Consider the following 13,812-nt stretch of genomic DNA (forward strand, 5'->3'; position numbering starts at 1 on the left):
CTACAGTTTATTACGCTTCGTCGCCGAACCAGCAAATATTACGGGCAGCCATAATCAGCTCACCGGCTTTTTCGTCGGTCAACCCTTCGATATCAGCCAGATCATCAATGCCCTGGTCGGCGAGATCTTCCAGCGTACAAACACCACGAGCCGCCAGTTTGAAAGCCATATCGCGATCTAATCCTTCCAGATTCAGCAGATCGTCAGCCGGTTTGTTATCACCGAGGCTTGCTTCCTGGTCCTGCGCCAGAGTGGCCAGTGCGTTTTTAGCACGCTCGCGCAGTGCTTCAACGGTCGGCTCATCAAGGCCGTCAATTTCCAGCAGTTCTTTCATTGGCACATAGGCCAGTTCTTCGAGCGTGGAGAAACCTTCTTCTACCAGAACGGTCGCGAACTCTTCATCAATATCAAGATATTTAGTAAAGATCTCGATAGCGGCATGTGCTTCAGCCTGATGTTTAGCCTGCAAGTCATCAACGGTCATTACGTTGAGTTCCCAGCCGCTCAATTGCGAAGCCAGGCGGACGTTCTGACCATTACGTCCGATCGCCTGCGCCAGATTACCGGCTTCAACGGCGATATCCATGGTATGTTTATCTTCGTCCACCACGATAGACGCGACGTCTGCCGGCGCCATCGCATTAATGACGAACTGCGCCGGGTTATCATCCCACAGCACGATATCGATACGCTCACCGCCCAGTTCGGTAGAGACCGCCTGAACGCGCGCGCCGCGCATCCCCACGCAAGCGCCGACCGGATCGATACGTTTATCGTTGGTTTTCACTGCGATTTTCGCACGAGAACCCGGATCGCGAGCCGCCGCTTTAATTTCAATCACTTCTTCGCCGATTTCCGGCACTTCGATGCGGAACAGTTCGATCAGCATTTCCGGCTTGGAACGGGTGACAAACAGCTGCGCGCCACGCGCTTCCGGTCGAACAGCATACAGCACGCCGCGGATACGGTCGCCCGGACGGAAGTTTTCACGCGGCAGCATATCTTCACGCAGAATCACCGCTTCAGCGTTACCGGCCATCCCTTCGGATTTAATTTCCAGAGAGATATTGTCGCGGTTCACTTTCTTCACCACGCCAGTGACGATTTCGCCTTCCTGGTCGCGGAACTGATCGACAACCATCGCCCGTTCAGCTTCACGGACCTTCTGTACGATAACCTGTTTCGCAGTCTGCGTGGTGATACGGTCAAAGGTGACAGATTCAATCTGATCTTCAACATAGTCGCCGACATTCAGGCTTTCGTCTTCAAAACGCGCCGCTTCCAGCGTAATTTCCTTCGTCGGCATGGTCACTTCTTCAACGATCAACCAACGGCGGAAAGTATCAAAATCACCGCTTTTACGATCGATTTCTACACGAACATCGATCTCCTGCTCATATTTTTTCTTTGTTGCTGTCGCCAGCGCACTTTCCAGCGCTTCAAAAATTTTCTCGCGTGGCAGCGCTTTTTCGTTGGAGACGGCTTCAACAACAGCCAAAATTTCTTTGTTCATCGCGGGCTTTTCACCTCATCCAGACTGTTAAAAGTGGGGAACCAGGTTCGCCTTCTGGATATTACTCAGCGCGAACACTTCATCTTTGCCTTCGACTGTGACGGTAATCATTTCACCGTCCACCGCTTTGATAATGCCCTGCCACTTGCGACGGTTCTGTACCGCCATGCGAAGAACCAGCGCAACTTCTTCACCCTGGAAACGCGCATAATGATCGGCAGTGAACATAGGACGGTCGAGACCCGGTGACGAGACTTCAAGGTTGTAAGCCACGGAGATAGGATCTTCAACGTCCAGCACCGCGCTTACCTGGTGGCTCACATCAGCACAATCATCAACATTGATGCCATCTTCACTATCAATATAGATGCGCAGTGTGGATGTGCGACCGCGAATAAATTCGATGCCGACCAGCTCGTAGCCTAAGGCTTCAACTGGCGCTGTAATCATCTCTGTTAATTTTTGCTCTAATGTGGACAAGCCCACCCCCAAGACATAAAAAAAGGGCCTAAAGCCCAGTTATTCTGTAGTCAGATAACAAAAAACCCCGATAAATCGGGGCTTTAGATAACTGAACCCTATAACCGCAACGGCGGTCTGGTGTACCTTCCGAAAGAATTTTTTTCAAATCCAGCTACGAAGGACATAATCTTCACAGTATATTTGAAAAAGAACTCTAAGGGAAAGTGGTTGCGGGGGCCGGATTTGAACCGACGACCTTCGGGTTATGAGCCCGACGAGCTACCAGGCTGCTCCACCCCGCGCCTGAAACGTGGCAAATTCTACTCGTTTTGGGCAAAATTTGCAAATACTGCTGGGATTTGGTACCGAGGACGGGACGTAAAATCTGCGCACAGTATAGTGACCAGGCATGAGTTATGTCAACCCTATTCCCAATATGCAGATGAATGAATATCACTCTTCGTTATACTCATCCCACCTCTCCGGCTTATACATGCATTTCACAACGTTATTTCAGTAAACCTTCACTAAACGCTTCCTGTCTCTGCTAAAAGATGATTAAATGAAAACTCATTTATTTTGCATAAAAATGCACTAAAGCAGAAACCGATCTCATTATCAGTCAATCAAGCAGGGTTCTATTCTATGACGACGATTCTTAAGCATCTTCCAGCAGGTCAACGTATTGGTATCGCTTTTTCCGGCGGTCTGGACACCAGCGCCGCGCTGCTGTGGATGCGACAAAAAGGAGCTGTCCCATATGCCTATACTGCGAATCTGGGACAACCGGATGAGGATGACTATGACGCCATTCCTCGTCGCGCAATGGAGTATGGCGCAGAGAATGCTCGCCTGATTGATTGCCGCAAGCAGTTGGTTGCAGAAGGGATCGCAGCGATTCAGTGCGGCGCTTTCCATAATACGACTGGCGGACTGACCTATTTCAATACCACGCCGCTGGGCCGTGCCGTAACCGGCACGATGCTGGTCGCCGCGATGAAAGAAGACGGCGTGAATATCTGGGGCGACGGCAGTACCTATAAAGGCAACGATATTGAACGTTTCTATCGTTACGGCCTGCTGACGAATGCTGAATTACAGATTTACAAACCGTGGCTGGATACCGACTTTATCGATGAGCTGGGTGGTCGCCATGAGATGTCTGAATTTATGATTGCCTGCGGTTTCGACTATAAGATGTCAGTCGAAAAAGCCTACTCCACCGACTCCAACATGCTCGGCGCCACGCATGAAGCGAAAGATCTGGAGTTTCTTAACTCCAGCGTCAAGATCGTCAACCCGATTATGGGCGTGAAGTTCTGGGACGAGAGCGTGAAGATCCCGGCAGAAGTTGTGACCGTCCGCTTCGAGCAGGGTCACCCTGTTGCCCTGAACGGTAAAACCTTCAGCGATGATGTTGAGATGATGCTGGAAGCGAACCGCATCGGCGGCCGTCACGGCCTGGGTATGAGCGACCAAATTGAAAACCGCATCATTGAAGCAAAAAGCCGCGGTATTTATGAAGCCCCCGGAATGGCACTGCTGCACATCGCTTACGAGCGTCTGTTGACCGGTATTCACAACGAAGACACCATTGAGCAATATCACTCTCATGGTCGTCAGTTGGGCAAACTGCTGTATCAGGGCCGCTGGTTCGACTCGCAGGCGCTGATGCTGCGTGACGGCCTGCAACGTTGGGTCGCCAGCCAGATTAGCGGTGAAGTGACGTTGGAGCTGCGTCGCGGCAACGACTACTCCATCCTGAACACCGTGTCAGACAACCTGACCTATAAGGCTGAGCGTCTGACCATGGAGAAAGGCGAGTCCGTATTCTCACCGGACGATCGTATTGGCCAGTTGACCATGCGTAATCTGGACATTACCGATACCCGCGAGAAACTGTTCGGCTACGCGAAAGCGGGTCTGTTAACCGCCTCTTCCGCGACCGGTCTGCCGCAGGTTGAGAATCTGGAAAACAAAGCGAAGTAAACATTTATCATTTTAAGGCCGCGAAAGCGGCCTTTTTTATGCGCGGAATATAAGGTGTCTGTAGGCCTGATAAACGTAGCGCCATCATGGGTTGTAATAATGTCGGATGACGGCGTAAACGCCTTATCCGACCTACAGACAACCACAAATAACAGACGAAAAAAAAGACGCTTTTCAGCGTCTCTTTTCTGGGATATTGGTACCGAGGACGGGACTTGAACCCGTAAGCCCTATTGGGCACTACCACCTCAAGGTAGCGTGTCTACCAATTCCACCACCTCGGCACGGATACTGCTATTAGCGCGGGATATCGCTGGTCGGCTGGGCCGGTGCAGCAGGTTGAGTCTGCTCGGTCTTCGCCGGCGCGCTCAGATTTTCCCACTCGCTTCCTTTATTGGTTTTGTTGCTATTGATATTACCCAACACCAGACTGATGATGAAGAACAGCGTCGCCAATACCGCCGTCATTCGGGTCATGAAGTTACCAGAACCACTTGAACCAAATAGCGTAGCGGAAGCGCCTGCTCCGAAGGAGGCTCCCATATCAGCGCCTTTACCTTGCTGCAGCATGATCAGACCTACAAGGCCAATTGCCACAATAAGGAAAACAACTAAAAGAGCTTCGTACATAATCAACCTGTTCCTTGCGGAGTTGCCGCGTACCAATGCTTCTACCAATAAAGCGGGATTTTTACTGTTTCCCACTGAAGCGGGTGTGAATACTAACCAAAGCGAATGACCTTCGCAAGGGCAATTTAAGCGCATTGTATCAACTGCGGAAAAAAACAGCAAAAGCGTTGTTTTTTGCGGGCCGTAAGGCGGCAACCGCCGCCTTTTTAGTCACTTAAACGCTTAAACGGCTTTTACCGCATCCGCGATACGATGGGCGAATGCCGTAACCTGCGCTTCATCCTCGCCTTCAACCATCACGCGAATCAGCGGTTCGGTACCGGATTTACGTAGCAGTACCCGCCCACGATTGCCGAGCGTGGCTTCTACGTCCGCCGTTACCGCTTTCACCGCTTCATTTTCCAGCGGATCGCCGCTACCGGCGGTGTAACGCACGTTAACCAGAATCTGCGGGAACATTTTCATACCGCTGCACAGATCGTGCAGACTCATATGATTACGCACCATCGCCGCCAGAACTTGTAGCCCCGCTACAATACCGTCGCCAGTGGTCGTTTTATCCAACAGAATAACGTGACCAGAGTTTTCCGCGCCGATGCGCCAGCCTTTTTCCTGCAATTTTTCCAGCACGTAGCGGTCGCCCACTTTCGCCCGGGCAAACGGAATGCCAAGCTGCTTGAGCGCCAGCTCCAGCCCCATATTGCTCATCAGCGTCCCCACCGCGCCGCCGCGCAGTTGCCCCTGGCGCAGCCCTTCGCGCGCGATGATATACATGATCTGATCGCCATCGACTTTATTGCCTTCATGGTCAACCATGATGACCCGGTCGCCGTCGCCGTCAAGCGCGATGCCGAGGTCCGCCTTCTCCGCCAACACGCGCGCCTGCAACGCGCGCACGTCGGTCGCGCCCACTTCTTCGTTAATGTTGACGCCGTTTGGCTCACAGCCGATGGCGATAACGGTCGCGCCCAGCTCGCGCAGCACATTCGGCGCGATATGGTAGGTAGCGCCGTTGGCGCAATCCACAACCACTTTCAGGCCATTGAGGCTCAGTTCGTTCGGGAAGGTGCCTTTACAGAACTCAATATAGCGTCCGGCGGCATCGACGATGCGGCTCGCTTTCCCCAGCTCGGCGGAGTCTACGCAGGTGATCTCTTTTTCCATTTCGGCTTCGATGGCTTCTTCCACATCGTCAGGCAGTTTCGTACCGTCGATAGAGAAGAATTTAATGCCGTTATCATAGAACGGGTTATGCGAAGCCGAGATAACGATACCCGCCTCCGCGCGGAAAGTCCGCGTCAGATAGGCGACGGCTGGCGTTGGCATAGGTCCGGTAAACGAGGCCGACAGTCCCGCAGCGGCAAGGCCCGCCTCCAGCGCGGACTCCAGCATATAGCCGGAAATACGCGTATCTTTACCGATAATGATTTTACGCGAGCCATGACGCGCCAGCACTTTTCCGGCAGCCCAACCCAGTTTAAGCACGAAATCAGGTGTAATGGGGGCATTGCCTACACGTCCGCGAATCCCATCGGTACCGAAATATTTACGATTACTCATAGCGTTTGTTTCCCTTTGCAGACAGAGTGGCTTCCACCACCCGCATTGCCTCTACGGTTTCTTTGACGTCATGGACGCGAATGATCTGCGCGCCCTGCATCGCGGCAATTACCGCGCACGCAAGGCTGCCGTTCAGACGGTCTGATGGTCCCACGTTAAGTAGCTGACCAACCATCGTTTTACGTGACATGCCCACCAACAGCGGCAGGTTAAAATGATGAAACTCACCCAGTCGCGCCAGTAAGGTATAATTGTGAGAGAGATTTTTACCGAAACCGAATCCTGGGTCGAGCAACAATTTCTCTTTTGCGATGCCGGCCTTCTCACAACGTGCTATTTGCTCAATAAAGTAGCGATTCACCTCGGCAAAGACATCGTCATATTTCGGCGCCTCCTGCATGGTTTTGGGGTTGCCCTGCATGTGCATAAGACTGACCGGCAAGCCGGTTTCCGCTGCCGCTTCCAACGCGCCGGGTTCGGAGAGTGAACGGACATCATTGATAATATGCGCGCCCGCCCTTGCCGCTTCACGGATCACCTCGGGTTTAGAGGTATCCACAGAAATCCACACTTCAAAACGTTGCGCGATTGCTTCCAGTACCGGAATAACGCGATCCAGCTCTTCTTCCACGCTCACTTCTGCCGCGCCTGGTCGCGTTGATTCCCCCCCCACATCAATAATTGTCGCCCCGGCATTCACCATTAAATTCGCATGTTTCACCGCCTCAATCAGCGTGTTATGCGCGCCGCCGTCGGAGAACGAATCCGGCGTTACGTTCAGGATACCCATAACATGCGGATGAGTGAGATCGAGCGTGGCGCCCTGAGCGAAGAGTTTCATGGTCAAAATCCCTGTTTTATTTGTGGTGAGTTAAAAAAAGAAAAACCCCGGGGCAAGCCCCAGGGTTTCGGTGAGCGCTAAACATAATGTTGCACAACAAACGTTTATTTGTCGCCCAGCTGCTCTGACATCGTGTTGCCCGGGTTCGGCGTGCGTGGTTCATCAACCGGACGCGGCGCCTGAGGCGTACCATTGCTGTCAGAGTTATTGGTGCCGTTTGGATCTTCCCAGCCCGCAGGCGGACGCACTTCACGACGCGCCATCAGGTCATCAATCTGCGGCGCATCGATGGTTTCATATTTCATCAACGCATCTTTCATCGCGTGCAGAATATCCATATTGTCAGTCAGGATCTGACGAGCGCGATTGTAGTTACGTTCAATCAGCGCTTTCACTTCCTGGTCGATGATACGCGCAGTTTCATCAGACATATGTTTCGCTTTTGCGACGCTACGGCCGAGGAACACTTCGCCCTCTTCTTCCGCATACAGCAGCGGACCAAGTTTGTCGGAGAAGCCCCACTGAGTCACCATGTTACGCGCCAGGTTAGTCGCGACTTTAATATCGTTCGACGCCCCGGTAGAAACATGTTCGGCACCGTAGATGATCTCTTCCGCCAGACGACCGCCGTACAGGGTGGAGATCTGGCTTTCCAGTTTCTGACGGCTGGCGCTGATCGCGTCGCCTTCAGGCAGGAAGAAGGTCACGCCCAGCGCACGACCGCGCGGGATAATCGTCACTTTGTGCACCGGATCGTGTTCCGGCACCAGGCGACCGATAATCGCGTGGCCCGCTTCGTGGTACGCGGTCGACTCTTTCTGCGCTTCCGTCATCACCATGGAGCGACGTTCGGCGCCCATCATGATTTTGTCTTTCGCTTTCTCGAACTCAACCATCGACACAACGCGTTTGTTGCCGCGTGCGGCAAACAGCGCCGCTTCGTTGACCAGGTTCGCGAGGTCAGCACCGGAGAAGCCAGGCGTACCGCGCGCAATGATCGCCGCATCAATATCCGTCGCTAACGGTACGCGACGCATATGCACCTTCAGAATCTGCTCACGACCGCGAACATCCGGCAAGCCTACCACCACCTGACGGTCAAAACGGCCTGGACGCAGCAACGCCGGATCAAGGACGTCCGGACGGTTAGTTGCAGCGATAACGATGATACCTTCGTTACCTTCGAAGCCGTCCATCTCAACCAGCATCTGGTTCAACGTCTGCTCACGTTCATCGTGACCGCCGCCCAGACCTGCGCCACGCTGGCGGCCTACGGCGTCGATTTCATCGATGAAGATAATGCACGGCGCCGCTTTCTTGGCCTGTTCGAACATGTCACGCACACGAGACGCGCCGACACCGACGAACATTTCCACAAAGTCAGAACCGGAAATCGTAAAGAACGGCACCTTCGCTTCACCCGCAATGGCTTTTGCCAGCAGGGTTTTACCGGTACCCGGCGGGCCGACCATCAGGACGCCTTTCGGAATTTTACCGCCCAGCTTCTGGAAACGGCTCGGTTCACGCAGGTATTCAACCAGTTCCGCCACTTCTTCTTTCGCTTCGTCACAACCCGCGACGTCAGCAAACGTGGTTTTGATCTGATCTTCCGTCAGCATACGCGCCTTGCTCTTACCGAACGACATGGCGCCTTTGCCACCGCCGCCCTGCATCTGACGCATGAAGAAGATCCAGACGCCGATCAGCAACAGCATCGGGAACCAGGAAATGAAGATAGAAGCCAGCAGGCTTGGCTCTTCAGGTGGTTCGCCAACAACCTTGACGTTTTTAGTCAGCAGGTTATCAAGCAGCTTCGGATCATTAATCGGAATGTAAGTCGTGTAACGGTTACTATCTTTCTTGGTAACGTTGATCTCACGTCCGTTGATACGCGCTTCGCGAACCTGGTCCTGATTGACCTCTTGCAGGAAGGTAGAGTAATCCACCTTACGGCCATTAGACTCGCTGGGCCCAAAGCTCTGGAATACTGACATCAGCACAACGGCAATGACCAGCCAGAGTATTAGGTTTTTCGCCATGTCACTCAAGGGATTAACCTCTTATTACAACTGTGTTAAAAACAGCGTCAGGATACTCTATATCCAGTTTCTTTCAAACCTTACGTCTGAAATCTGCCGGTTATCACTTTCGCCCGGTCGCTACAATGTACACTTCACGCGAACGCGCACGCGAAGAGTCCGGCTTACGAACTTTAACCTTCGTAAACAGGGAGCGAATTTCCCTTAGATACTCATCGAAACCTTCGCCCTGGAACACCTTCACTACAAAACTTCCGCCTGGCGCCAGCACATCGCGGCACATCTCTAACGCCAGCTCCACCAGATACATGGCGCGGGGGATATCCACCGCCGGTGTTCCGCTCATGTTTGGTGCCATATCCGACATGACAACTTGTACTTTACTGTCACCCACGCGTTCCAGTAACGCTTTCATGACAAGTTCATCACGAAAATCGCCCTGAAGAAAGTCCACACCAACGATAGGATCCATAGGTAAAAGATCACAAGCGATGATGCGGCCTTTGCCGCCAATCTGCGTGACCACATACTGTGACCAGCCTCCTGGCGCAGCGCCGAGATCGACTACCGTCATTCCCGGCTTAAAAAGTTTGTCACTTTGCTGTATTTCATCAAGTTTAAACCAGGCACGGGAGCGTAGCCCCTTTTTCTGCGCCTGTTGAACATATTTATCGCTAAAGTGTTCCTGAAGCCAGCGGCTTGAGCTGGCAGAACGCTTTTTACCTGTCATTTAACTTTCCCGTCGGGGCAGTTCATCGTAGCCAATGGCGTAAATTTCTACACGCCTATTTGGCGATATAAGGGAGATGGCGGTAGAATGACCCGTTTTCAATCCCAACGTAAGCAAAAATATACGATGAATCTGAGTACTAAACAAAAACAGCACCTAAAAGGTCTGGCACATCCGCTCAAGCCTGTTGTTATGCTTGGCAATAATGGTTTGACCGAAGGGGTACTGGCCGAGATTGAACAAGCGTTAGAGCACCATGAACTTATCAAGGTGAAAATCGCCTCGGAAGATCGCGAAACAAAAACCTTGATCGTGGACGCTATCGTGCGCGAAACCGGCGCCTGTAACGTACAGGTCATCGGTAAAACGCTGGTGCTGTATCGCCCAACTAAAGAGCGTAAAATCTCGCTGCCGCGTTAAGGATATCCTAAAGTCGAACACAAAATCTGTGTAAAACGAGGGGTTTTCCACGAGCAGGAGAGCAAAATGCCACGCTCTCTCCGTTGATAAAAGGCCGCTATGCGGCCTTTTTCCTTTCTTTACAATACACCAACAATTTGCGTATTGAGTACTGCTTAAAGGTATTCCACTTTAAGCACTTCGTATTCCACATCGCCGCCAGGCGTTTTGATCACCACGACGTCATCCTGCTCTTTGCCGATCAGACCGCGAGCGATTGGCGAGTTTACCGAAATGAGATTTTGCTTAAAATCCGCCTCATCATCGCCAACAATGCGGTAGGTCTGCTCTTCGTCGGTGTCCAGGTTCAGCACCGTGACGGTAGCACCGAAAATCACGCGACCATTGTTCGGCATTTTAGTGACATCAATCACCTGCGCATTCGACAGTTTTGCTTCGATATCTTTAATGCGCCCTTCGCAGAAACCCTGCTGTTCGCGTGCAGCATGATACTCCGCGTTTTCTTTTAAATCGCCATGTTCGCGCGCTTCGGCGATAGCGGCGATGATTTCAGGACGGCGCACAGATTTCAGAAAATCCAGCTCTTCGCGCAGTTTTTCGGCTCCGCGTAAGGTCATCGGAATAGCTTGCATTTGTTATACCTCTTGAACATTCCTGTAGGGGGCAATGAACTCTACCCCGGCTGCTAAGCCAGCCCCGGCATATGCCATACCAGGGTCAGAAGCAAAAAAACACCAACCCGGGCGCGCAGTCCCAGGTCAGCTACAATTTCCTCTTTGATAACCATTTTACCCTGGAGTTCCCTATGGGTCATCGTTTACTTTTTAGGGCGTTGCGCCGTAGTATGACGGCTTGTTTCCAGGGTGTTAGCGCGAGATTATGCGATTTTCCAGATTTATCATCGGATTGACCACCAGTATAGCGTTCAGCGTTCAGGCCGCGAATATTGACGAATACATCAAACAGCTTCCGGCCGGCGCCAACCTCGCGCTGATGGTGCAAAAGATTGGCGCGCCCGCGCCGGCTATTGATTATCATAGTCAGCAGATGGCGCTTCCCGCCAGTACCCAAAAGGTGATTACCGCGCTGGCGGCGCTGATTCAACTCGGCCCGGATTTCCGTTTTACGACCACGCTGGAGACTAAAGGCAACGTCGATAACGGCATCCTGAAAGGTGACGTAATTGCGCGCTTCGGTGGCGATCCAACGCTAAAACGTCAGGATATTCGCAATATGGTCGCGACGCTGAAAAAGTCCGGCGTCACGCAAATCGACGGCAATGTGCTTATCGACACGTCGATTTTCGCCAGCCACGATAAAGCGCCAGGCTGGCCGTGGAACGACCTGACGCAGTGTTTCAGCGCGCCTCCCGCCGCCGCCATTGTTGACCGCAACTGTTTTTCTGTGTCGCTTTATAGCGCGCAAAAACCAAACGATTTAGCCTTTATTCGCGTGGCCTCTTATTATCCGGTAACGATGTTCAGCCAGGTACGGACTCTACCGCGCGGTTCGGCAGACGCGCAGTATTGCGAGCTGGATGTTGTGCCTGGCGATTTGAACCGTTATACGCTTACCGGCTGTTTACCACAGCGCGCCGACCCGCTGCCGCTGGCCTTTGCTATTCAGGACGGCGCCAGCTACGCGGGCGCGATCCTCAAGCAGGAACTGAAAGAGGCCGGGATAACTTACCGCGGCACGCTGCTGCGCCAGACGCAGGTTAACGAGCCCGGAACGATCGTCGCCAGTAAACAGTCGGCGCCACTGCACGATCTGCTTAAGATTATGCTGAAAAAGTCAGACAACATGATCGCCGATACTGTTTTTCGGATGATTGGTCATGTCAGGTTTAACGTGCCTGGCACCTGGCGGGCGGGATCGGATGCCGTTCGCCAGATTCTGCGCCAACAGGCGGGAATTGATATCGGCAATACCATTATTGCCGACGGTTCCGGTCTTTCTCGCCATAATCTGATCGCTCCCGCCACGATGATGCAGGTGCTGCAATATATCGCCCAACATGATAACGAGCTGAACTTTATCTCTATGCTGCCGCTGGCGGGCTATGATGGTTCATTACAATACCGCGCCGGGCTGCATCAGGCGGGCGTAGACGGTAAGGTTTCAGCGAAAACCGGGTCACTGCAGGGCGTGTATAATCTGGCGGGCTTTATTACCACCGCAAGCGGGCAACGGATGGCATTTGTACAGTATTTGTCCGGCTACGCGGTTCCACCTGCCGATCAGCGTAATCGCCGAATCCCGCTGGTACGCTTCGAGAGTCGGTTGTATAAGGATATTTATCAGACTAACTGAGTGCATTATTGCCGGATGGCGGCGCTAACGCGTCTTATCCGGCCTACAACGAACATAATAAAACGGGCCGCAAATGCGGCCCGTTGGCTTTTATAGGCCGGATAAGCGTTAGCGCCATCCGGCTACGAGATTAACGTTTGTAGATGAACTCGACGCCTTCTTCGTCGTCTTCATCCCAGTCGTCATCCCAGTCATCGTCTGCATCTTCTTCCACTTCAGCCAACTGCTGGCGATGATAATCGTCCCACATGAACTCGACTTTTTCCGGCTGTTTTGCTTCTTCAGCCTGCGCAATCGGATTCTCGATGATAAAGGTCATCACATCCCAGCAGAGATCTTTCACCCCTAGCTGACTGGCGGCGGAAATCAGATAGTATTTCCCTTCCCAGCCCAACGCTTCGGCGATCGCTTTCGCTTTCTCTTCCGCTTCGGTTTTATCCATCAGATCGATCTTGTTGAACACTAACCAGCGCGGTTTAGCCGCCAGATCCTGGCTGTATTTTTCCAGTTCGCCAATAATGATACGGGCGTTTTCCACCGGATCGGAACCATCGATCGGATCGATATCAATGAGGTGCAGCAGTACGCGGCAACGTTCGAGGTGCTTCAGGAAGCGAATCCCCAGGCCCGCGCCTTCCGCCGCGCCTTCGATCAACCCCGGAATATCGGCCACCACAAAACTCTTTTCGCTGTCCATACGTACCACGCCGAGGCTCGGCACCAGCGTGGTAAACGGATAGTCCGCGACTTTCGGTTTTGCTGCCGATACCGCGCGAATGAACGTTGATTTACCGGCGTTTGGCATCCCCAGCATCCCGACATCCGCCAGCAGCATCAGTTCCAGCAGCAGGTCGCGCTTATCGCCCGGCGTACCATTGGTTTTCTGGCGCGGCGTACGGTTAACCGAGGATTTAAAACGGGTATTGCCTAACCCATGCCAGCCGCCCTTCGCGACCAACAGACGCTGACCGTGTTTGGTCATGTCGCCCATCGTTTCACCGGTTCCCTGGTCGATAACGCGCGTACCGACCGGCACTTTGATGGTCACGTCTTTACCGCGTTTACCGGTACAGTCGCGGCTCGCGCCATTCTGACCACGTTCAGCGCGGAACGATTTCTCAAAGCGGTAATCGATCAGCGTATTCAGGTTTTCATCGGCTTCCATCCAGACGTCGCCGCCGTCGCCGCCATCACCGCCGTCCGGGCCGCCTTTCGGGATATATTTTTCGCGGCGGAAGCTCACACAGCCATTACCGCCATCGCCTGCAACGACCAGAATCGATGCTTCATCAACAAACTTCATTTTATTCTCCGT

At 52.9% G+C, this 13,812-nt stretch carries 12 protein-coding genes and 2 tRNA genes; 3 read left to right on the top strand and 11 right to left on the bottom strand.

Annotated features, from left to right (window positions below; all coding sequences use genetic code 11):
- Positions 1 to 10: 10 nt before the first annotated feature.
- The 3 genes from nusA to ACH0VJ_RS11405 all read right to left on the bottom strand — a co-directional run bounded on the left by nusA (position 11) and on the right by ACH0VJ_RS11405 (position 2,277).
- The gene (gene nusA / locus ACH0VJ_RS11395) at positions 11 to 1,513 is read right to left on the bottom strand and encodes a transcription termination factor NusA (RefSeq protein WP_001031038.1); all 1,503 of its coding nucleotides are present in this window, start codon (positions 1,511 to 1,513) and stop codon (positions 11 to 13) included.
- 27 nt (positions 1,514 to 1,540) lie between these two features.
- The gene (gene rimP / locus ACH0VJ_RS11400) at positions 1,541 to 1,993 is read right to left on the bottom strand and encodes a ribosome maturation factor RimP (protein ID WP_000105461.1); all 453 of its coding nucleotides are present in this window, start codon (positions 1,991 to 1,993) and stop codon (positions 1,541 to 1,543) included.
- 207 nt (positions 1,994 to 2,200) lie between these two features.
- Positions 2,201 to 2,277: transfer RNA gene (locus ACH0VJ_RS11405), tRNA-Met, on the bottom strand.
- 343 nt (positions 2,278 to 2,620) lie between these two features.
- Here ACH0VJ_RS11405 and argG point away from each other — a divergent pair.
- The gene (gene argG / locus ACH0VJ_RS11410) at positions 2,621 to 3,964 is read left to right on the top strand and encodes an argininosuccinate synthase (protein WP_000207652.1); all 1,344 of its coding nucleotides are present in this window, start codon (positions 2,621 to 2,623) and stop codon (positions 3,962 to 3,964) included.
- 197 nt (positions 3,965 to 4,161) lie between these two features.
- Here the strand turns inward: argG and ACH0VJ_RS11415 are convergent.
- From ACH0VJ_RS11415 to rlmE, 6 genes are all read right to left on the bottom strand, one after another.
- Positions 4,162 to 4,248, bottom strand: a tRNA-Leu gene (locus tag ACH0VJ_RS11415).
- Between the two features lie 13 nt (positions 4,249 to 4,261).
- A complete protein-coding gene (gene secG, locus ACH0VJ_RS11420) occupies positions 4,262 to 4,594 on the bottom strand; it encodes a preprotein translocase subunit SecG (protein WP_000272680.1) in 333 nt (110 codons plus the stop codon).
- A gap of 222 nt (positions 4,595 to 4,816) precedes the next feature.
- Entirely contained in the window at positions 4,817 to 6,154 is a 1,338-nt protein-coding gene (glmM, locus tag ACH0VJ_RS11425) for a phosphoglucosamine mutase (protein WP_000071169.1), read from the bottom strand.
- Positions 6,147 to 6,995 carry a dihydropteroate synthase gene (gene folP / locus ACH0VJ_RS11430; protein ID WP_000764711.1) on the bottom strand — a complete coding sequence of 283 codons (849 nt, stop codon included), beginning with the start codon at positions 6,993 to 6,995 and terminating at the stop codon, positions 6,147 to 6,149. Before folP ends, glmM begins: the two co-directional genes overlap by 8 nt.
- Before the next feature lie 104 nt (positions 6,996 to 7,099).
- Positions 7,100 to 9,034 (bottom strand): ATP-dependent zinc metalloprotease FtsH, encoded by a 1,935-nt coding sequence (ftsH, locus tag ACH0VJ_RS11435; RefSeq protein ID WP_001107480.1) that lies wholly within the window; start codon positions 9,032 to 9,034, stop codon positions 7,100 to 7,102.
- A gap of 103 nt (positions 9,035 to 9,137) precedes the next feature.
- Entirely contained in the window at positions 9,138 to 9,764 is a 627-nt protein-coding gene (gene rlmE, locus ACH0VJ_RS11440; protein ID WP_000145974.1) for a 23S rRNA (uridine(2552)-2'-O)-methyltransferase RlmE, read from the bottom strand.
- A gap of 126 nt (positions 9,765 to 9,890) precedes the next feature.
- Here rlmE and yhbY point away from each other — a divergent pair, with 126 nt between their 5' ends.
- Positions 9,891 to 10,184, top strand: a complete 294-nt coding sequence (gene yhbY / locus ACH0VJ_RS11445; RefSeq protein WP_001592995.1) for a ribosome assembly RNA-binding protein YhbY — start codon at positions 9,891 to 9,893, stop codon at positions 10,182 to 10,184.
- A 155-nt stretch (positions 10,185 to 10,339) separates the two neighbouring features.
- On the opposite strand, the gene greA is transcribed toward yhbY, so the two are convergent.
- Positions 10,340 to 10,816: a transcription elongation factor GreA gene (gene greA, locus ACH0VJ_RS11450; protein WP_001148008.1), complete on the bottom strand. Its 477-nt coding sequence runs from the start codon at positions 10,814 to 10,816 to the stop codon at positions 10,340 to 10,342.
- Positions 10,817 to 11,063: 247 nt separating this feature from the next.
- On the opposite strand from greA, the gene dacB reads away from it, so the two are divergent.
- Positions 11,064 to 12,497, top strand: coding sequence for a serine-type D-Ala-D-Ala carboxypeptidase (dacB, locus tag ACH0VJ_RS11455; RefSeq protein ID WP_001212681.1), 1,434 nt, complete (start codon positions 11,064 to 11,066; stop codon positions 12,495 to 12,497).
- A 130-nt stretch (positions 12,498 to 12,627) separates the two neighbouring features.
- On the opposite strand, the gene cgtA is transcribed toward dacB, so the two are convergent.
- Positions 12,628 to 13,800: an Obg family GTPase CgtA gene (gene cgtA, locus ACH0VJ_RS11460; RefSeq protein WP_000673556.1), complete on the bottom strand. Its 1,173-nt coding sequence runs from the start codon at positions 13,798 to 13,800 to the stop codon at positions 12,628 to 12,630.
- Positions 13,801 to 13,812: the final 12 nt, after the last annotated feature.

Origin of the sequence: Salmonella sp. 2020_1459 (assembly GCF_043847915.1) — a bacterium.
Classification (GTDB): domain Bacteria; phylum Pseudomonadota; class Gammaproteobacteria; order Enterobacterales; family Enterobacteriaceae; genus Salmonella; species Salmonella enterica.

Bases quoted from the DNA above. Each gene is read 5' to 3' on its own strand.
- nusA (WP_001031038.1), bottom strand. From the start codon at position 1,513: ATGAACAAAGAAATTTTGGCTGTTGTTGAAGCCGTCTCCAACGAAAAA.
- argG (WP_000207652.1), top strand. From the start codon at position 2,621: ATGACGACGATTCTTAAGCATCTTCCAGCAGGTCAACGTATTGGTATC.
- secG (WP_000272680.1), bottom strand. From the start codon at position 4,594: ATGTACGAAGCTCTTTTAGTTGTTTTCCTTATTGTGGCAATTGGCCTT.
- glmM (WP_000071169.1), bottom strand. From the start codon at position 6,154: ATGAGTAATCGTAAATATTTCGGTACCGATGGGATTCGCGGACGTGTA.
- folP (WP_000764711.1), bottom strand. From the start codon at position 6,995: ATGAAACTCTTCGCTCAGGGCGCCACGCTCGATCTCACTCATCCGCAT.
- ftsH (WP_001107480.1), bottom strand. From the start codon at position 9,034: ATGGCGAAAAACCTAATACTCTGGCTGGTCATTGCCGTTGTGCTGATG.
- rlmE (WP_000145974.1), bottom strand. From the start codon at position 9,764: ATGACAGGTAAAAAGCGTTCTGCCAGCTCAAGCCGCTGGCTTCAGGAA.
- yhbY (WP_001592995.1), top strand. From the start codon at position 9,891: ATGAATCTGAGTACTAAACAAAAACAGCACCTAAAAGGTCTGGCACAT.
- greA (WP_001148008.1), bottom strand. From the start codon at position 10,816: ATGCAAGCTATTCCGATGACCTTACGCGGAGCCGAAAAACTGCGCGAA.
- dacB (WP_001212681.1), top strand. From the start codon at position 11,064: ATGCGATTTTCCAGATTTATCATCGGATTGACCACCAGTATAGCGTTC.
- cgtA (WP_000673556.1), bottom strand. From the start codon at position 13,800: ATGAAGTTTGTTGATGAAGCATCGATTCTGGTCGTTGCAGGCGATGGC.